This window comes from Devosia salina (genome assembly GCF_019504385.1).
GTDB lineage: Bacteria > Pseudomonadota > Alphaproteobacteria > Rhizobiales > Devosiaceae > Devosia > Devosia salina.
Genome location: NZ_CP080590.1, coordinates 2,557,388 through 2,576,794, shown reverse-complemented (window position 1 = coordinate 2,576,794; position 19,407 = coordinate 2,557,388). Strand labels below are relative to the sequence as shown.

17 protein-coding genes are annotated in these 19,407 nt (G+C 63.2%); 9 read left to right on the top strand and 8 right to left on the bottom strand.

Going from position 1 to position 19,407, the window contains the following annotated elements; genetic code table 11:
* Window positions 1-8: 8 nt before the first annotated feature.
* From K1X15_RS12485 to K1X15_RS12475, 3 genes are read right to left on the bottom strand one after another with little or no spacing between them, the layout of a single operon-like run.
* Window positions 9-587: a HupE/UreJ family protein gene (locus K1X15_RS12485; protein WP_220303955.1), complete on the bottom strand. Its 579-nt coding sequence runs from the start codon at window positions 585-587 to the stop codon at window positions 9-11.
* Window positions 588-597: 10 nt separating this feature from the next.
* On the bottom strand, window positions 598-900 hold the full coding sequence (locus tag K1X15_RS12480; protein WP_220303953.1) for an urease subunit gamma: 303 nt from the start codon (window positions 898-900) through the stop codon (window positions 598-600).
* A 9-nt stretch (window positions 901-909) separates the two neighbouring features.
* Window positions 910-1,752 (bottom strand): urease accessory protein UreD, encoded by an 843-nt coding sequence (locus tag K1X15_RS12475; protein WP_240549481.1) that lies wholly within the window; start codon window positions 1,750-1,752, stop codon window positions 910-912.
* Between the two features lie 77 nt (window positions 1,753-1,829).
* Between K1X15_RS12475 and K1X15_RS12470 the strand changes: the two genes are divergently transcribed.
* Window positions 1,830-2,174, top strand: coding sequence for a hypothetical protein (locus K1X15_RS12470; RefSeq protein WP_220303951.1), 345 nt, complete (start codon window positions 1,830-1,832; stop codon window positions 2,172-2,174).
* Window positions 2,175-2,229: 55 nt separating this feature from the next.
* Here the strand turns inward: K1X15_RS12470 and urtE are convergent, their stop codons facing one another.
* The 5 genes from urtE to urtA form a co-directional block, all read right to left on the bottom strand.
* Window positions 2,230-2,934 carry an urea ABC transporter ATP-binding subunit UrtE gene (gene urtE, locus K1X15_RS12465; protein ID WP_220303949.1) on the bottom strand — a complete coding sequence of 235 codons (705 nt, stop codon included), beginning with the start codon at window positions 2,932-2,934 and terminating at the stop codon, window positions 2,230-2,232.
* Between the two features lie 2 nt (window positions 2,935-2,936).
* Window positions 2,937-3,686 carry an urea ABC transporter ATP-binding protein UrtD gene (gene urtD / locus K1X15_RS12460; protein ID WP_220303948.1) on the bottom strand — a complete coding sequence of 250 codons (750 nt, stop codon included), beginning with the start codon at window positions 3,684-3,686 and terminating at the stop codon, window positions 2,937-2,939.
* Window positions 3,687-3,691: 5 nt separating this feature from the next.
* The gene (gene urtC / locus K1X15_RS12455) at window positions 3,692-4,900 is read right to left on the bottom strand and encodes an urea ABC transporter permease subunit UrtC (RefSeq protein WP_220303946.1); all 1,209 of its coding nucleotides are present in this window, start codon (window positions 4,898-4,900) and stop codon (window positions 3,692-3,694) included.
* 163 nt (window positions 4,901-5,063) lie between these two features.
* Window positions 5,064-6,677 carry an urea ABC transporter permease subunit UrtB gene (gene urtB, locus K1X15_RS12450; RefSeq protein ID WP_240549480.1) on the bottom strand — a complete coding sequence of 538 codons (1,614 nt, stop codon included), beginning with the start codon at window positions 6,675-6,677 and terminating at the stop codon, window positions 5,064-5,066.
* 184 nt (window positions 6,678-6,861) lie between these two features.
* Complete coding sequence (gene urtA / locus K1X15_RS12445; RefSeq protein ID WP_220303944.1) at window positions 6,862-8,157, bottom strand: urea ABC transporter substrate-binding protein; 1,296 nt, start codon at window positions 8,155-8,157, stop codon at window positions 6,862-6,864.
* A 240-nt stretch (window positions 8,158-8,397) separates the two neighbouring features.
* On the opposite strand from urtA, the gene K1X15_RS12440 reads away from it, so the two are divergent.
* The 8 genes from K1X15_RS12440 to K1X15_RS12405 all read left to right on the top strand — a co-directional run bounded on the left by K1X15_RS12440 (window position 8,398) and on the right by K1X15_RS12405 (window position 19,407).
* Window positions 8,398-11,766: a hybrid sensor histidine kinase/response regulator gene (locus K1X15_RS12440; RefSeq protein ID WP_220303942.1), complete on the top strand. Its 3,369-nt coding sequence runs from the start codon at window positions 8,398-8,400 to the stop codon at window positions 11,764-11,766.
* Window positions 11,753-12,682, top strand: a complete 930-nt coding sequence (locus K1X15_RS12435) for a response regulator transcription factor (RefSeq protein ID WP_220303940.1) — start codon at window positions 11,753-11,755, stop codon at window positions 12,680-12,682. Before K1X15_RS12440 ends, K1X15_RS12435 begins: the two co-directional genes overlap by 14 nt.
* 419 nt (window positions 12,683-13,101) lie before the next feature.
* Window positions 13,102-13,563 (top strand): Lrp/AsnC family transcriptional regulator, encoded by a 462-nt coding sequence (locus K1X15_RS12430; RefSeq protein WP_220303939.1) that lies wholly within the window; start codon window positions 13,102-13,104, stop codon window positions 13,561-13,563.
* Between the two features lie 138 nt (window positions 13,564-13,701).
* On the top strand, window positions 13,702-14,733 hold the full coding sequence (locus tag K1X15_RS12425) for an ABC transporter substrate-binding protein (protein ID WP_220303937.1): 1,032 nt from the start codon (window positions 13,702-13,704) through the stop codon (window positions 14,731-14,733).
* A 145-nt stretch (window positions 14,734-14,878) separates the two neighbouring features.
* On the top strand, window positions 14,879-15,670 hold the full coding sequence (locus K1X15_RS12420; protein WP_240549479.1) for an ABC transporter ATP-binding protein: 792 nt from the start codon (window positions 14,879-14,881) through the stop codon (window positions 15,668-15,670).
* Entirely contained in the window at window positions 15,667-16,482 is an 816-nt protein-coding gene (locus K1X15_RS12415; protein WP_220303936.1) for an ABC transporter permease, read from the top strand. The genes K1X15_RS12420 and K1X15_RS12415 overlap by 4 nt, the downstream gene beginning before the upstream one ends.
* Before the next feature lie 67 nt (window positions 16,483-16,549).
* Window positions 16,550-18,721, top strand: coding sequence for an FdhF/YdeP family oxidoreductase (locus K1X15_RS12410; RefSeq protein WP_240549478.1), 2,172 nt, complete (start codon window positions 16,550-16,552; stop codon window positions 18,719-18,721).
* Window positions 18,718-19,407 (top strand): DUF2461 domain-containing protein, encoded by a 690-nt coding sequence (locus K1X15_RS12405; protein ID WP_220303935.1) that lies wholly within the window; start codon window positions 18,718-18,720, stop codon window positions 19,405-19,407. Before K1X15_RS12410 ends, K1X15_RS12405 begins: the two co-directional genes overlap by 4 nt.

The following is a 19,407-nucleotide window of genomic DNA, read 5'->3' as shown; positions in this document are numbered from 1 at the left end:
CTGCCTCCTTAGCCGCCGATAGCCAGATAGAGACCACCAAAAGCTGTTGCCGCCCCGGCAATGCGGGTGAGGCCCTTGCCGCCGAAGCGACCAAGCAGCAGGCCGATGGCAATGCCGACCACATGCAGGACCGCGGTGGCCAGGATGAAACCGGCCGCGAATTGCCAGGCGCCGGCGTTGCCCAGTTCGCCACCATGCGCGTGGCCATGGAAGAAGGCAAAAAAGCCGACCATGGCGGCAATTGCCGACGTGGGAACGGGCAAGGCCAGCGCGATGGCAATACCGATGAAGATGACCGAAGCGAGGATCACCGGTTCGACAAAGGGCAGTGGCATGCCGGCGATGGCCGCCGCAAAGCCCAGCGCCATGGTGCCGACAAAGGCGGCAGGAACCAGCCAGAGTGCGCGCCCACCCTGCATGGCGGCCCAGAGGCCGACTGCCACCATGGCCAGGATATGGTCGAGGCCGAACAGGGGGTGGCTGAAGCCGGCGGCAAGGGAGCCATGTTCGGCCGGATTGAGATGGGCAAAGGCGGGCAGAGTGGCGGCGATGGAAATTGCCAGGGTCAGCAGGCTGCGCTTGAGCATTTTTGCCTCGTTATCGAATTGGCTGGTGAACAGTGACGAGCTTGGTACCGTCGGGGAAGGTGGCCTCGACCTGGACGTCGTGGATCATCTCGGCAACGCCCTCCATGACCTGGTCGCGGGTGATGACATGGGCGCCGTCCTCCATCAGCTCGGAAACCGCGCGGCCGTCGCGGGCGCCTTCGACCACGAAATCGGTGATCAGCGCGATGGCCTCGGGATGGTTGAGCTTGACGCCGCGCTCGAGGCGGCGACGCGCCACCATGGCGGCCATCGAGATCAGCAGCTTGTCTTTTTCGCGGGGGGTGAGGTTCATCCAACGATCCTAGAGATGCCAGAGGCGCGGCAGGCTGCCGGCGCCGGTGAGTTCGATCAAGACTGGTACGATCAGGCGCCGCAAGGCAAGCCCGGTGGGCGCCATGGCCCGCACGACCAGGCGTTCGCCCGTTGCGCTGGCGCCGATGGCGCCGCCTTCGGGCAGCATGGCGCGAAGCTGGGCACAGAGCGCTTCAGCCTGGTCGGGCGTCGCGGCGACATGCAGCACCGTGGCAAAGGCCCGGTTGCCAGCCAGCAGCGAGAGGCTTCGGCGTTCCGCGGGGTCGGCCCGAAGGGCGGTGGCCTCGGCGTGAATGAGCCGGCCATTGCGGCGGATGCGCCAATTGTCGCGCAGCAGCGCGTCGGCGGCATCCTCACCCATGGCATCGCGTCCCAGCAGCACCGATTCAATCGCGGTCAGCGTGGCGCCCTCCGCCATGTCGACATCCAGTTTCCGCGCCAGCTTGCTGGCGGCGAAAAGGATCGTTTCCTGGGGCAGCCAGTCGAGATGGGCGCCAGCGCCCAGCTGCAGGCGTGTTTCGACCCGTCCGAAATCGCCTGTGGAGCGATAGCTGCGTTCGCAGGCCTGGGTGGTGAGCACGAGATGCCCATCAGGGGCCACCTCGGCGGACCAACTCAAGTGATCGCCGCCGGTTATGCCTCCGGCAGTGTTGATCAGCACGGCCTCAAGGCTCGGTGAATGCGTATTGGGCAAGCGGATCTTGCCGCAGCCCTCCTGAAACAGCGTGTCGAGGCGGGTGCGGCCGTTGCCCTGCTTGGTCGCAATTCGGCCGACACCGCGCGCCCTTTGCAGGGCCGGGGCGATCACGATTTCTTTCTGAGCCGATTTCACTGCAACGATCCTGGGGTCTCGCCGTTCTGTGGATGAGCAAGCGCTCTTTCATAGATAATTTTCAAGAGGTTATTCAAATGACCATCAAATCTGCACTGTCCGTTGTTGCTCTCGCCGCCGGTCTGGTTGCCGGCCCGGCCTTCGCCCAGAGCTCCATGATGATCGGTACCCAGAGCGTTGCCGAGACCGATGTTGGAGCCGTGAAGGCCCGTTGCGCCGATCTGAAGCTGGCGGACGAAACGCAGTCGCTGTCCGACGATGCCAATACCGACACCGATGATGAGGAAACGGCCGACGACAACGTTGCCGGTGACGCCGACATCGAAGACGTGCCCGCCACCGATTCCGAGACTGCCCTGCAGGTCGATCTGGGTATCATCACCCTCGCAGAATGTGAGGCAGACGGCTGGTTCGACATGTAATCGGGGCCCTTCCGGTTCCAAGGCGCCTGGCTCCGGCCGGGCGCCTTTTTTGTTTCTAGACCATCAGATGGCGGCGCACATCGGGATGGTCGAGATCGCTCGCCGGGCCTGCATGCATGATTTCGCCGCGATCCATGACGTAGATGTCGTCGGCGATCTCGCGACAAAAATCGAGGAACTGCTCGACCAGCAGAATGGTCATCCCTTTCTCGTCGCGGAGAAACTGCAGCGCGCGGCCGATATCCTTGATGATCGAGGGTTGGATGCCTTCGGTCGGCTCATCGAGCACCAGCACCTTGGGTCGCGTGACCAGGGCGCGGCCGATTGCCAATTGCTGCTGCTGGCCGCCCGAAAGATCACCGCCGCGGCGCCCGAGCATGGACTTGAGGACCGGGAACAGCTCGAAGATGTATTCGGGAATGTTGCGCTCGGATCGCAGCAGGCCGGCATAGCCGGTCTCGAGATTCTCCTTCACTGTCAGCAATGGAAAGATTTCGCGGCCCTGCGGCACATAGCCAATGCCCATGCGTGCGCGCTTATAGGGCGGGGTGCGCTTGAGGACGTCGGTGCCGAAGGTGATGTCGCCGGCCGAGATGTGATTGATTCCGGTGATGGCGCGCAGCGTCGAGGATTTGCCCACGCCGTTGCGGCCCAGCACGGCCGTGATCCTGCCCGGCTGGCAGGTGATGGAAATGCCCTTGAGCGCCTGGGCGGCGCCGTAATGCAGGTCGATGGCGTTGATCGAAAGTGCAGTGGTCATGTTCACCTCCCCAGATAGCGTTCGATGACGACCGGATTGGCGCTGACCTGGTCGAGCGAGCCTTCGGCCAGGACCGACCCTTCGGCGAGGCAGACCACGCGTGACCCCAGGTCTCGCACGAAGCTCATGTCGTGTTCGACCACGACGACAGAGCGCGTCTCGGCGATCTCGCGCAGCAGCTTGGCGGTTTCCTCGGTCTCGCTGTCGGTCATGCCGGCCACGGGTTCGTCGACCAGCAGCAGCTTGGGGTCCTGCGCCAACAGCATGCCGATCTCCAGCCACTGTTTCTGGCCGTGGCTGAGATTGGCGGCCAGCTCGTCCTTGCGGGCGATCAGCCGCACGGTTTCAAGGAGTTCGGTGATGCGCGCGATGTCTTCATCTTTGGCGGTGTAGAACAGCGCATTGAAGATGCCGCGCGGCTTTTTCAGCGCCATTTCCAGATTGTCCCAGACCGTGTGGCTCTCGAACACGGTTGGCTTCTGGAATTTCCGGCCAATGCCCAGATTGGCAATGGCGGCCTCGTCGAGCCTGGTCAGGTCGGTGCGACCATCGAACAGGACCTGACCGGCATCGGGTCGCGTCTTGCCGGTAATGATGTCCATCATCGTGGTCTTGCCTGCGCCATTTGGGCCGATAATGGCCAGCATTTCAGCCGGTTTGACGATGATGGAGAGGTTGTTGATCGCCTTGAAGCCGTCAAAGGCGACCGAAACGCCGTCGAGATAGAGCATGGTGTCGGTGGCTGTGCTCATGTCTCTCACTCCGCCGGCTTGGGTTGGGGGTCGTCGCCGAAACTGGCTGGGTCTTCGCCGCGCTCGATATCGGCGGACTGGGCCGGATTGGGTGCCGCCGGCTGCGCCTTCCCCACCTGGGAACGCTTCGACCCGAAGAGCTGCGCCCACAGACCCACCAGGCCCTTGGGCAGGAAGAGCGTGGTGAAGATGAACAGCGCGCCCAGCGCAAACAGCCAGAATTCGGGCAGGGTGGTGGTGAACCAGGATTTGCCGAGGTTGACCACGATGGCGCCGATGATCGGCCCGATCAGCGTGCCGCGCCCACCCACGGCGGTCCAGATGACCACCTCGATGGAATTGCCCGGCTCGAATTCGGACGGGTTGATGATGCCGACCTGCGGCACATAGAGCGCGCCGGCAATGCCGGCCATGATGGCCGAGACGGTGAAGGCGAAGAGCTTCACATATTCAACGCGATAGCCGAGGAAGCGGGTGCGGCTCTCCGCATCGCGCACCGCGACCATGACCTTGCCCAGCTTGGAATTGACGATCATCGAGCAGACCAGCACCGAGAGGGCCAGGGCAATGGCAGTGGCCGCGAAGAGGGCCGCGCGGGTGCCCGGCGCCTGCACCGAGGCTCCCAGAATATCCTTGAAGTCGGTGAGGCCGTTATTGCCGCCAAAGCCCATGTCATTGCGGAAAAAGGCCAGCAGCAGCGCGAAGGTCATCGCCTGGGTAATGATCGAAAGATAGACGCCGGTGACGCGGCTCCTGAAGGCGAAGAAGCCGAAGATGAAGGCCAGCAGGCCCGGCACGAAGACCACCATCGCACAGGCGAACCAGAAATTATCGAAGCCCAGCCAGTACCAGGGCAGTTCCTTCCAGTTCAGGAACACCATGAAGTCGGGCAGGACCGGGTTTCCATAGACGCCGCGCGTGCCGATCTGGCGCATGAGATACATGCCCATGGCGTAGCCGCCGAGCGCGAAGAAGGCGCCGTGGCCCAGCGAGAGAATGCCGCAATAGCCCCAGACCAGGTCGAGCGCCAGCGCCAGGATGGCATAGGCCAGGTACTTGCCCATCAGCGAGACGAGATAGGTCGGCACATGCCCGAACTGGCCCGGCGGGATCAAGAGGTTGGCCATGGGCACGAGAATGGCGACGGCCAGGAAGATGCCGATGACCCAGACGGCCTTCTTGTCGAGCGCACGGAACAGGGCTTGGGTCAGCATGGTTTTGTGCCTTTCAGAAGGGCCCCCTCACCCGGCGCTGCGCGCCGACCTCTCCCCCAAAGGGAGAGGTGAAGAGGGCCGAGGTCGCGGAGCGACACCTCTCCCTGGGGGGAGAGGTCGACGGCGAAGCCGGCGGGTGAGGGGGCCTTGAACCACATCGGCATCACTGCTCCACCGCCCTTCCCTTGAGGGCGAAGAGCCCGCGCGGCCGCCGCTGGATGAAGAGGATGATGAGGACGAGGATCAGGATCTTGCCCAGCACAGCGCCGGCATAGGGCTCGAGGAACTTGTTGGCGACGCCGAGCGTCAGCGCCCCGACCAGCGTGCCCCAGAGATTGCCGACCCCACCGAAGACCACGACCATGAAGCTGTCGATGATGTAGTTCTGCCCCAGATTGGGGGAGATGTTGTCGATCTGGGTCAGGGCGACGCCGGCGAGGCCTGCAATGCCCGAGCCCAAGCCGAAGGTCATGGCGTCCACGAAGGGGGTGCGAATGCCCATGGCAGAGGCCATGCGGCGGTTCTGGGTGACGGCGCGCATCTGCAGGCCCAGAGGCGTTCTGTTGAGGATCAGCAGCAGCAGGGCGAAGACGATCATCGCAAAGATGACGATCCAGAAGCGGCCATAGGTGATCGAGAGGCCGTAGAATTCCGTCGAGCCGGCCATCCAGGTCGGCGCAATGACCATCTGGTTGGTGGGGCCGAAGATGGATCGAACCGTCTGCTGCAGGATCAGCGACAATCCCCAGGTGGCCAGCAGGGTTTCGAGCGGGCGGCCATAGAGCCAGCGGATGATGCCGCGTTCGATCCCCACGCCAATGGCGCCGGTGACGAGGAAGGCGCCGGGCAGGGCAATCAGCAGCGAGTAGTCGAGCAGTCCCGGGAAGTTCTGGCGGATGACCAGTTGCACAATGAAGGTGGTGTAGGCGCCCAGCATGACCATCTCGCCATGAGCCATGTTGATGACCCCCATCACGCCGAAGGTGATGGCAAGACCGATGGCGGCGAGCAGCAGAACCGAGCCGAGCGAAACGCCGAACCAGACATTCTGCAGGGCCCCCCAGATGGCGCGTTCCTGTTCGAGGCCGGCAATGGCCGCCTTTATGGCTGGCGCCAGCTCCTCGGGGGCGTCGTTGAGCGCGGAATTGAGAATGGTCAGGGCATTGCGACCAGCGCCAGCGGCAACCAGCGGAACGGCCGCCTGGCGAACCTCGACGCCCTGTTCACTATCGCCCAGAATGGTGACCGCGCGGGCGGTCTGCATGGCCCTGAGCACCTCGGCATCGGTCTCGGCGGCAATCGCTTCGTCGAGCAGGGGGATATTGGCCGGGTCGGGGTTGGAGAGAAAACCCTGTGCGGCGGTCAGGCGGGTGGCCGGGTTGGCACTCATCAGCGTCATTCCGGCCAGGGCCGCCGCGATGTCGCGCCTCAAGCCGTTATTGACGCGAATTTTCGAGAGGTCGGCGTCGGCGCCCAGTTCGACGGGGTCGCCGGAGACCGGATCGAGATAGGTCGAGCCGCGCTCGATGACGACGATGCCGGAGGTTTCATCGAAATAGAGATTGCCATCGCCAAGGGCGGTCAGCGCTGGCACCACGGCACTGTCACCGGTGCCGGCCAGGTCGGTGACGATCTGCCCAAGTTCCTTGAGGCTGGCGTCGCCCATGGCCCGGATCGCGGCAGGAATGTCGGTCGGCATATCCTGGGCCTGTGTGGCGGGGACAAGCAGGAACGACAGGGCCAGCAGCACCAGGCGGAGAGCACGGAGGGTCAACATCGCGGGGCAAGTCCTTGTCGTTCGAGTCATTTTGGGCCTTACCCAAGCCTGGGTTCTGCCCACCCTCCCCCTTGAGGGGAGGGCCGGGGAGGGGGTGGTTTTGTGGATCGCCGATAGCCCCCCACCCCCGACCCCTCCCCTCAAGGGGGAGGGGAGCAAAGGCGCCGGAGCGCCTCTGCCGTGATTACATCGCCGAGCCGCAGCTCTTGGTCTCGGTGTTGTAGTTGCCGCAGTTGATCGGGGCGGTCCAATCAGCCTCGAGCATCTTGCTCTCAGGCAGGAAGTCGGACCATGCGTCGCCGGGGACCAGGTCCTCGGTTTCCCAGACCACGAAGAACTGGCCGTCGTCCTGGATTTCGCCGATCAGCACCGGCTTGGTGATGTGGTGGTTGGGGAGCATCTTGGCCATGCCGCCGGTCAGGTTCGGGGTTTCCAGGCCCACGATGGAGTCGATGACGGCGTCGGCATCGGTGGTGCCGGCGGCCTCGACGGCCTTCACCCAGAGGTTGAAGCCGATCATGTGGGCTTCCATCGGGTCATTGGTAACGCGGTCTTCCGAACCTATGAACTTCTGCCAATCGGCAATGAAGGCCTCGTTTTCGGGCGTATCGACGCTCATGAAGTAGTTCCAGGCCGCCAGATGGCCGACCAGCGGGGTGGTGTCGAAGCCGGAGAGTTCTTCTTCACCCACCGAGAAGGCGACGACCGGGATGTCCTCGGCCTTGATGCCCTGGTTACCCAGCTCGCGGTAGAACGGGACGTTGGCGTCGCCGTTGATGGTCGAGACCACGGCGGTCTTCTTGCCCTGCGAGCCGAAGGCCTTGATGTCGGAGACGATGGTCTGCCAGTCGGAATGACCGAAGGGGGTGTAGTTGATCATGATGTCTTCAGCGGCCACGCCCTTGTCCTTGAGATACTGCTCAAGGATCTTGTTGGTGGTCTGGGGATAGACATAGTCGGTGCCGGCCAGCACCCAGCGCTCCACGCCTTCTTCATTCATCAGGTAGTCGACGGCCGGGATGGCCTGCTGGTTCGGCGCGGCGCCGGTGTAGAACACGTTGCGCTGGGATTCCTCACCCTCGTACTGGACGGGGTAGAAAAGCAGGCTGTTGAGTTCCTCAAAGACCGGCAGCACCGACTTGCGGCAGACCGAGGTCCAGCAGCCGAAGACCACGTCGACATCATCGACTTCGATCAGCTGGCGGGCGAGTTCGGCGGCCAGCGGCCAGTCGGACGCGATATCGACCACGACGGGTTCGAGCATCTTGCCCATCACGCCGCCCTTGGCATTCTGCTGGTCGATCAGGAACAGCATGGTGTCCTTGAGCGTGGTTTCCGAAATCGCCATCGTGCCCGAAAGCGAATGCAGGATGCCCACCTTGATGGTGTCGTCCTGAGCCATGGCCGGCACGGCAGTGAGCGCGACGCTGCCGGCAAGGGCGGCGGCGAGCAGTGCGCGCTTGGCGCTGAGAATGTTCATGTGTTTGTCCCTCTAGAACTGTTGAGCCCCGAAGACACCGTATGGGAGGCGTCTGAAGCGGACTGTGGGACACATCTTGAGCGGGGCCCTATACGTCGATTGACGTAGCCTCGGGCGAGGCCGCATCGCCTATGGAGGCGAAAGCCCTGAAAAACCGCGTGATTTGCGCAAAATTCGTGCTATTCAGGTGCTGGCGATTTTTTGGGCAGAACGCTGAATTGGTCAAGGCTTGAGCGGGTAATGGCACGGCAGCGGATTATTCCGATCAGGCGCGAATATAATCGCTGGGTCGCCAACCAGACGCTGGAAGACTACGCCCTCAGGTTCACGGCCAAATCCGCGCGGCGCTTTTCCAACGACCGAATCTCGCAGACGGCCATCGGCGCCATTTCCTTCCTGGCACTCGAGGCCATTGGCGGCTCGATCACGCTAAGCTACGGCACCACCAATGCGCTCATTGCCATCCTGATCGCCTCGGTGGCGATCCTCCTGGTCGGCGTGCCCATTGCCCGCTATGCCACGCGTCATGGCGTCGATGTGGACCTGCTGACCCGCGGCGCCAGCTTTGGCTATATCGGCTCGACCATCACCTCGCTGATCTATGCCAGCTTCACCTTCATCCTCTTCGCCATCGAGGCCTCGATCATGTCGAGCGCCCTGCAACTGGCCTTCGGCATTCCGCTCTGGATCGGCCATATCATCTCGGCGCTGGTGGTCATTCCGCTGGTGACGCACGGCATCCGCATGATCTCCTCGTTCCAGATGCTGACCCAGCCGGTCTGGATCGTGCTCAACATCCTGCCGTTCTTCTTCATCGCCTTCATGGATTGGGAGAAGTTCGACCTGTGGCGCGCCTTTGCCGGTCTCGGGCAGCCAGAAGGCGCGGCAGGCAGCATTGCCCCGTTCGAAATCGCCAAGTTCGGTGCGGCCTCGGCGGTGATCCTGGCGCTGATGACCCAGATCGGCGAGCAGGTGGACTTCCTGCGCTTCCTGCCGGCAGAGGGAGCCTCGAAATGGCGGCATCGGCTGGGCATCTTTCTCGCCGGTGCCGGCTGGGTCGTGGTGGGAGCGCCAAAACTGATTGCCGGATCGTTCCTCGCTTTCCTTGCGCTTTCTGCCGGAGTCACGCCGGACCACGCTTCCGAGCCGGGCTATATGTATGCCGTGGCCTTTGGCTACATGATCCCCAATGAGATCGTGGCCCTGATGCTGATGGCGGTCTTCGTGGTCGTCAGCCAGCTCAAGATCAATGTCATGAATGCCTATGCCGGCTCGCTGGCCTGGTCGAACTTCTTCTCCCGGCTGACCCACAGTCATCCCGGACGCGTGGTGTGGCTGCTGTTCAATGTCGCCATTGCCCTGCTGCTGATGGAACTGGGCATCTATCGGCTGCTCGAAGAAACGCTGGGCATGTTCTCGATCATCGCCATGGCCTGGCTCTGCACTATCTCGGCGGATCTGTTCATCAACAAGCCCCTGGGTCTGGCCCCGGCCGGCATCGAGTTCAAGCGCGCCCATCTCTACGACATCAATCCGGTCGGCGTGGGTTCCATGCTGATCTCGGCCAGCATCGCGCTCACCGCCCATTTCGGGGCCTTTGGCGAGATGGCCGCGGCGCTGGCGCCCTATATCGCGCTGGTCATCTGCTTCATCGCCTCGCCGGCGATCGCCTGGGCCACGAAGGGCAAATATTACCTCGCCCGCAAACCGCGCAAGGCCTGGGCATCCAGGACGTCGCTCACCTGCTCGATCTGCGAACACCCGTTCGAGCCCGAAGACATGGCCTGGTGCCCGGCCTATGCGGCACCGATCTGTTCGCTCTGCTGTTCGCTCGATGCCCGCTGCCACGACATGTGCAAGCCGCATGCGCATTTCCGGGCCCAGAGCCATGCGGTGGCGGCATCCGTGTTGCCGGAATGGGCAATCGAGAAACTGCAATCGCGGCTGGGGCGCTATGGCATCGCCATGGCGTCGGCGCTGGCGATCCTTGGCGGCATGCTCGGGCTCATCTACTATTTTGCCAGCCGCTCGGCGCCGCATACGGCAGACGTTGTGGGCGGCACGCTGCTGGTGGTCTTCTTCGTACTCGCGGTGGCGGCCGGGGTGATGACCTGGTTCCTGGTGCTGGCCCATGACAGCCGCCTCGTCGCCGAGGAGGAAAGCTCGCGCCAGAACACACTGCTGCTCAAGGAGATCGATGCGCATTCGAAGACCGATGCCGAATTGCAGCGGGCCAAGGAGAAGGCCGAGGCCGCCAATCAGGCCAAGAGCCGCTATGTGGTGGGCCTGAGCCACGAATTGCGCACCCCGCTCAATGCGGTCATGGGCTATGCGCAAATTCTCGAACGCGATGCGCAACTCCCGGAAAACCGCCGAGGCTCGGCGCAAGTGATCCGCCGCAGTGCCGAGCACCTGTCGGGCCTGATCGATGGTCTGCTCGATATCTCCAAGATCGAGGCGGGGCGGCTGCAGGTCTATTCGAACGAGCTCAACATCCAGGATTTCCTCGACCAGATCGTCGACATGTTCCGCCTGCAGGCCGAGGCCAAGGGCCTCGAGTTCCGGCATGTGCGATCGTCGGCATTGCCCAGCCATGTGCGAACGGACGAGAAGCGACTGCGGCAGATCCTGGTCAACCTCCTGTCCAATGCCATCAAGTTCACGGGCACCGGATATGTGAGCTTCGAGGTCGGCTATCGCATGCAGGTCGCAACGTTCACCGTCGAGGACAGCGGCAGCGGCATTACGCCATCGGACCTCGACCACATCTTCGAGCCCTTTGTGCGGGGTGAAGCCGAGCGCCACCGCTTCACGCCCGGCCTAGGGCTCGGCTTGACCATCACCAGGCTGCTCACTGAAACACTGGGCGGTGAAATCACGGTCTCCAGCACGGTCGGTGTGGGCACGCGCTTTCAGGCGCGGCTGATGCTGGCCAAGGTGGAGCGGCCGGTGCGGACGATTGCGCCGGCTCGCCAGATCATCGGCTATGCCGGGCCGCAGCGCACCATCATGGTGGTCGACGACAATGCCGACCATCGCGAACTGATGCGCGAAATGCTCTCGCCACTCGGCTTTGTTGTGATGACGGCCGGCGATGGCCCGACCTGCCTCGCCATGCTGGAGGTTGCCGAGCCGGATCTCTACTTCCTCGATATCCGTATGCCCGGCATGAGCGGTTGGGAGCTGGTGCGCGCCATGCGCGAACGGGGTGTGACCGCGCCATTGATCATGCTCTCGGCCAATATCGGGGACGGCGCCAATCCCACCAGCGCCGATGCCGGGCATAGCGATACCCTTGCCAAGCCGGTCGATCTCAACCAGCTCATCGATCGGCTGGGTGCTCATCTGGGGCTGGACTGGACCCATGAGGCGGCGCGGGTTTCCGGGACCCCTGCCGGAAAGATTCGCTCGCCCGGCGCCGAGCACTTGCGCGACCTCGCCAGCCTGGGGCAAATCGGGCATGTGCGGGGGATCGATGCCAAGCTGGCGGAGCTATCGTCTGATCCTGCCAATCAGCCGCTGGTGGATACCTTGCGGCGCCATATGCAGGATTTCGATTTCGACGGTTTCGCCGAGACGCTGGAGCGGGTGGGTCATGAGCCGGATTGAGAAGGAACAGGATATCGTTCTTCTGGTCGACGACTCGCCAGAGTCGCTGGGCTTTCTCACCTCTGCGCTGGAGCAGGCGGGGGTCACCGTGCTGGTGGCACGCAGCGGCGAGGCCGCCCTCAATATTGTGGGGCGGGTGACGCCCGACGTGGTGCTTATGGACGCTGTCATGCCGGGGCTCGATGGCTTCGAGACCTGCCGACGCATGAAGGCGCTGACCCCACTCACCCATGTGCCCATCATTTTCATGACGGGGCTCACCGAGACCGAACACATCGTGCATGCGCTGGAGAGCGGGGGCGTGGACTATCTGTCCAAGCCTATCAATGTCGACGAACTGCGGGCGCGTATCCGGGTGCATCTGGCCAATGCCCGCCGGGCCCAGAGCGCCCGCATCGCCCTGGACGCGGCCGGCAGGCACCTCGTGGCCTTCGGTGCGGGCGGAGAGGTCTTGTGGTCGACCCCTCAGGCAAGCCGGCTGCTGGAGCGCTCCGGCGGTGATGCGGCGCTGCAGCCGGAGATGTCCCGCCGGTTCCTGGCCTGGCACCAGCAAGAGGGAGCCGCGCTGGTCCCCGGCGGTGGCTTCGATCTCGATGTTTCGGCGGGGTCCGGCCTGCAATTCTCCTATCTCGGGGCCGTGGGCGGAAATGAATACCTGTTCCGGATCGCGCGCGCTCAGGAGGAAGGCCAGGAGGAAATGCTGCGCCAGCATTTTGGCCTGACTGCGCGTGAGAGCGATGTGCTGCTCTGGATCGCGCGCGGCAAGTCCAACAAGGATATCGGCGATATTCTCGGGCTCAGCCCGCGGACGGTGAACAAGCATCTCGAACAGGTCTATGCCAAGCTCGGCGTCGAGAACCGGGCTTCGGCCGCCATCAAGGCGATCCAGGCGCTGCAGGCGCCGTTCGAGCTCTGATCCCCGCCCCTCGCTCCCTGGTGGCAATCACAAAATCCACGCGCTCCACTTTGGTTGGAACCGGGCGCCGGGCTGCTCGTTGAGCAAGCGAACCGGGTAAGTAATCACGACCTGGATTCTGATCTGGTGGATGGCCAATAGAGCCTCCACCAACCGATCGGTGGCCGGCCGCAAAGGCTGACGCTCCTTTGTGGTCGCCCCGGAGGGGCGCGAAACTTCGGTTTCGCGCCCTGTTTTTTTGCCAGCGCAGGCAGGATTGGCCAAATCGGCGACGGTCTGTCGCGTTTGGCCTTAACGCCCTGTTAAGGGCTTTCCCAGTGCCGCGGGCAAGGTTCTGTGAGGTTCGGTCAGGCGGCTTGAATTTCGCCCTAACCGCACCGCATGGTCGTGTCGGAACTTGTTCTGCGTGGAGGCCGACAATGGCGCAACCCGATGCCACCGACCGCAAGCTGCTGCGTGAATTGCAGCGCGATTCCCATCGCAGTGTGCAGGTTCTTGGCGATAGCGTGGGGCTGTCGCCTTCTGCCTGCCACAGGCGCATCAAGGCGTTGGAGGATGCCGGCTATATCAGCGGCTATCGCGCCGAGCTGGATGCGGAAAGACTGGGCTTTGCGATGCAGTTCTTCATCGAGGTCGGGCTCAACAGCCAGAGCGAGGCCGCGCTCGATGCCTTTGAGGCGGCCGTGCAGGATATTCCGGAAGTGCTGGAGTGCCACCTGATGGCGGGCCACTCGGATTATATCCTGCGCGTCATCTGCCGTGATCACGAGGATTTCGAGCATTTGCACCGGCGGCTCAGCGCGCGCCTGCCCGGGGTCGCCCGCATCCATTCGAATATGAGCATTCGTCGCGTGAAGGCCCGGACCGGCCTGCCAATCTGATGATGCCTACCAAAAAATCGGCCGCATGCACAAGAAATATGCAACTTGATATTTTGGCGCGATTTTAGTCGGATTCTGCTTGCGCGCCGCAATTTGCTGCGCTTGATTTCCCCATAACAATCTCGGGGACGTCACATCATGCTTTCTCGCCGCCACTTTTCCGCAGCATTGGCGCTGGCCGCCGGCCTTGCCGTATCCGGCGTGGCGCTGCCTGCACTTGCGCAGACCGATATCAAGCTGACGCTGGACTGGCGCTTCGAGGGGCCGGCAGCCGGGTTCCTTCTGGCGCAGGACAAGGGTTACTTCGCCGAGGAGGGTCTCAACGTCACCATCGATACCGGCAATGGCTCGGTCGAGGCCATTCCGCGCGTCGCCACCGGCGCCTATCAGTTCGGCTTTGGTGACATCAACTCGCTGATCAAGTTTCTCGATGAGGACCCATCACAGCCGGTCAAGGCCATCATGATGGTGTATGACAAGCCGGTGTTTTCCGTGATTGGCCGCAAGTCGCTCGGCATTACCGAAGACCCCAAGTCGCTCGAGGGCAAGACGCTCGGCGCGCCGCCGCCGGATGGCGCCTTTGCCCAATGGGCGGCCTTCAAGGAAGTTGCCGGCATTGATGATAGCGGCATTACGCTGGAATCGATCGGCTTCCCGGTGCGCGAGCCGATGCTGGCTTCCGGTGATGTCGATGGCGTGTTCGGCTTCGCCTTTTCGGTGATCCTCAACCTCAAGGCCAATGGCGTGCCTGATGAGGATATCGTGCCGATCCTGTTCGCCGATCATGGACTCAACCTTTACGGCAACGCCGTTCTGGTCAACGAGGCCTTCGCCGACGAGAATCCCGAGGCCGTGAAAGGCTTCCTCAAGGCGCTTGCCAAGGGTTTTGCCGATGCCGTGGCCGATCCGGCGGCTGGTGCGGCGGCCGTGCTGGCCCGCAATGAGACGCTCAATATCGACACCGAGACCGAGCGGCTCGAAATGGCCAATGAGATGAACATCAAGACCCCCTATGTGGTCGAAAATGGCTTTGGTGGCATCGACGAAGCACGCCTCGCTGCCTCAATCGATACCCTCAAGATATCGATGGGCCTAAAGGGCAATGTGGCCGCCGCCGATGTGTTCGATCCGCAGTATCTGCCGCCGGTCGAAGAGCGCATGCTTCCCTGAGTGTGACAGGTCTCGGCGCCGCCATCTGGCGGCGCCCACAAAGACCCGGCTCGGGCGATAAGGGCGCCCGGGCTCTCGGCCCCGGTCCGTTCGTCGAGGGAACGGGAACGGATCGGGGCGGGTCCAAGGTCGGAAAGGGCAGGGCATGGCGTCTCCACTGGTTTCCATCGAGAATGTCGACATGCGCTATGGCGGGCCCGATGGCACGCTGGCGGTCAGTGGCCTCAATCTCAGGATCAACCGCGGCGAGTTCGTTGCCGTGGTGGGCCCGTCTGGCTGCGGCAAGTCCACGCTCATGAAACTGACGACCGGCCTGCATATTCCGCAGTCGGGAACAGTCATTGTCGCCAACAGCCAGGTGACCAAGCCTGTCTCGATCGTCGGCATGGCTTTCCAGAACCCGACAATGCTGCCCTGGCGGACGACGCTGGAAAACATCCTGCTGCCACTCGAGATCGTCGAGAAGCACCGCCGTCGCCTGCGCAGCCACAAGGCAGAATATGTAGCCAAGGCCGAAAACCTGCTCGAAACCGTCGGGCTCAAGGGTTTTGGACAGAAGTTTCCCTGGCAGCTCTCGGGCGGCATGCAGCAGCGCGCCAATCTATGCCGGGCGCTCATTCACGAGCCCGAATTGCTGATGCTGGACGAACCCTTCGGAGCGCTCGACGCCTTTACCCGTGAAGAGCTCTGGTGCGTTATCCGCGACCTCCACGCAAGTCAGGACGTCACCATCGTGCTGGTGACGCATGATCTGCGCGAGAGCGTGTTCCTGGCTGACAAGGTGGTGGTGATGAGTGCGCGACCGGGCCGGGTCATTTCCGAGCATGTTGTGCCCTTTGCGCGGCCACGCCAGCTCGACCTGCTGTACGAGCCCGACTTCAACGACATGGTGCAGAAGCTGCACGGTGAAATTGCCACCGCGAGGGCGGCCGCATGAGTGCCATCGAGACAAATTCGCCGGTTGCAGCCGCGCCGAAGCCGGCCATCAGGATCAACTGGGTGCGGCTTTCGCCCGTGCTCTACACGGTCGGACTGTTCGTCCTGTGGGAGCTGGGGGCGCGCATTTCGGGCCTGCCCCACACTATTCTGCCCACGCCGACCCGGGTCTTCGAGGCCATCATTCAGTACTGGTCACCGATCTGGAAGAATTCGGTCCAGACCCTCTATACGACCGTTCTCGGGTTCATCATTGCGATCGTGGCGGGGCTCGGTATCGGCCTCTTCATCGGCTGGTCGAAAACCATATATGCGGGGCTTTATCCGATCATGGTCGGCTTCAATGCCATTCCCAAGGTGGCGCTGGTGCCAATCCTCGTCATCTGGTTCGGCATCGGCACGGTGCCGGCCGTGCTGACGGCGTTCCTGATTTCGTTCTTCCCGATCGTCGTCAATGTGGCTACGGGGCTCGCCACCATCGAGCCGGAGACCGAGGACGTCCTGCGGGCGCTGGGGGCCAGGAAGCTCGATATTATGCTCAAGGTCGGTATCCCGCGCTCCATGCCCTATTTCTTCGGCTCGCTGAAGGTGGCGATCACCCTGGCTTTTGTCGGCTCGGTGGTGAGCGAGACCGTGGCCTCCAATTCGGGTCTGGGCAACATGATGGCCTCGGCGCAATCCAACTTTAACGTGCCACTGGTCTTTGCCGGCCTGCTCATGCTGGCGGTGGAAGGCATTGCCATGTATGCGCTGATGGCCTGGGTCGAAAAGCGCATGACCGGATGGGCGCATCGGAGCATCATGGCGAACTAGTTGTGTTGCGCGGGCCCTTGCCCCAATGCCCGTCGCTGGCGGACAATGGCGTTGAGGAGACTGCTTCGTGAGTGACACCAGCCATATCGTGGGCGGCGGCCCCAAAAAGGTGCTCTATACCCTTGCCACCATTGGCCAGATGGGTGTGGGCAAGGCGGCCAAGGCCCTGACCGCCAAAAACACCTGCAAAGCCTGTGCCTATGGCATGGGCGGGCAGAAGGGCGGCATGACCAATGAGCTGGGGGAGTTCCCCTCGGTCTGCAACAAGTCGGTGCAGGCGCAGTCCACCGATATCCAGCCCGCCATTCCAGGCGCCATCTTCGACCACACCATCGATGACCTGGCGGAGCTGACCGGCCGGGAAATGGAAAAGCTCGGTCGGCTGGGCACGCCCCTGTTCCGCCGCGCCGGCTCGAACCGGTTCGAGCCGCTGGACTGGGACAGCGCGCTCGATCATGCGGCGCATAGGCTGGCAGAGACCGAGCCGGCGCGGAGCTTCTTCTACTCGTCCGGGCGGTCGTCCAACGAGGCGGGGTTCCTGTTCCAGTTGCTGGCGCGCGCCTATGGCACCAACAATGTCAACAATTGCTCCTACTACTGCCACCAGGCGACCAGCGAGGGACTGGCGACCACGATCGGCAAGGGCACGGCGACGATCGAGCTGGAGGATTTGACCGGGGCGGACCTGATCTTCGTCATTGGCGCCAATCCCTCGTCCAATCATCCCCGCTTCATCCATATGCTCAAGGCGTGCCGCGAGCGGGGCGGGCAGGTGATTATCATCAACCCGGCGAAGGAGCCGGGCCTGGTCAAGTTCGCGGTGCCGAAGTCGCCGGTCTCCATGCTCAAGGGCGGCAGCGAGATCGCCTCGGATTATCTGCAGCCGCGCATCGGCTCGGACATTGCGCTGTTCAAGGGGTTGGCAAAGGCCGTACTGGCGCAGGGCACCGCGGATCGCGAGTTCATCGCTACCCATGGCGCCGGCTTTGCGGCCTTCGAGGCCGATCTCAAGGCCCTGAGCTGGGAGGAGATCACTGAGGCCTGCGGATTGTCCCGCACTGATATCGAACGCGTCGCCGCTGCCTATGGCCGGTCGAATAACGCCGTTTTCGCCTGGGGCATGGGCATGACGCACCATGTCCATGGCGTGGCCAATGTCGAGGCCATTGCCAATCTGGCCCTCCTGCGCGGCATGATCGGCAAGCGTTTTGCTGGCCTGCTGCCGCTGCGCGGGCACTCCAATGTGCAGGGCATCGGCACCATCGGGGTCAAGCCCGTCCTGGCCCGCGATGTGCTCGAGAAAATGGAGCAGGCCTTCGGTGTGACCTTCCCCGAGGAAAAGGGTCTCGACACCATGGCCTGCATGCAGCGCGCCGCAGCCGGGGCGATCGACGCGGCCGTGATCATGGGCGGCAATCTGTGGGCGGCGACACCCGATACCGCCTTCTCCACCCGCGCCATGGCCAGCATCGGCTTCAAGCTTTATCTCACCACCACGCTCAACCAGGGCCATGTGCATGGGCTGGGGGAGGGCGAGGTGATGATCCTGCCGGTGACCGCGCGCGACGAGGAATGGGAGCCCACCACGCAGGAATCCATGTTCAACTTCGTGCGTCTCTCCGATGGTGGGATCAACCGCATCGACAGCGTCCGGCCCGAAAGCTGGATCCTGGGGCAGTTGGGCCGGCGCATGCTGCCCAATTCGCCGATCGATTTCGCGGCCTTTTCGGGCCACGCCCGGTTGCGCGACGCGATCGCCGCCATCGTGCCCGGAATGGAAGAATTGGCCGATATCGACGTGGCGAAGCGCGAATTCCATATCCGCAACCGCGTTCTGCATGCGCCCAGTTTCGGTACGCCGGACGGCAAGGCGCATTTCGTGGTGACGCCTGTTCCCAGGGCAGAGCCTGGCCGGCTGATGCTGGCCTCGGTGCGCAGCGAGGGGCAGTTCAACTCCATCATCTATGAGGAGACCGACAGCTATCGCGGCAAGGCCGGGCGGCTCGCGGTGTTCCTAAATGCCGAGGACATGGCCGAGCGCGGTCTGGTCGAGGGGCAGGGGGTGACTGTCACCTCCGACGTGGGACAGATGCAGGGCCTGGCCACGCGCTTCGACCTGCCGCGTGGTTCGGCGCTGGCTTACTACCCGGAAGCCAATGTGCTGGTCGGCACCGCAGTTGATCCGCGCAGCAAGACCCCCGCGTTCAAGTCCGTGCCGGTGGAGGTCGTGGCCCGATGACTGCCTTCGAGCATTTTCCCGAGGCGACGCGGCAGTTTCTCGCTGGCATTTCGGCGATCAACGAGAAGGCGTGGTTCGAGGAGAACCGCGCCCTCTACGAGGCCGGCTATGTGGAGGCCGGCAAGGCTTTTGTGGCCGCCATCGCCCCGCGCCTCACCGCGATTTCGCCCGGCGTTCACGCCGAGCCGCGCATCAATGGTTCGATCATGCGCGTCAACCGCGATGTGCGCTTTTCCAAGGACAAGCGCCCCTACAAGACCCATCTCGATTTCTGGTTCTGGCATGGCGAGAAGAAGGGCTGGTCCAGTCCCGGATTCTATCTGCGCGTCACACCGGACGTCGTGTTCATCGGCACGGGCATGCATGGCTTTGACAAGGAGACGCTCGACAGCTTCCGCCATTCGGTGGTGTTGCCGCGTTCCGGCAAGGCGCTCGTCGAGGCCGTCGCGCGGGTGAGGGCGGCGGGTCCATACGCGATCGGTGAGCAGACCCGCCAGCGCCCGCCACAGGGCTTCGAAACCGAGCCCGAACGGGCGCATTTCCTGCTGTTCGAAGGCCTGACCGCGACCATTGAGCTGCCGGCAGAAACGGCATTTTCGCCTGGCTTCGTCGATCTGGCCGCCGATCACTTCGCCGCATCCTGGCCCGTGGGGCAGTGGCTATTGCAGGAGTTGTCCCTGGGCTGA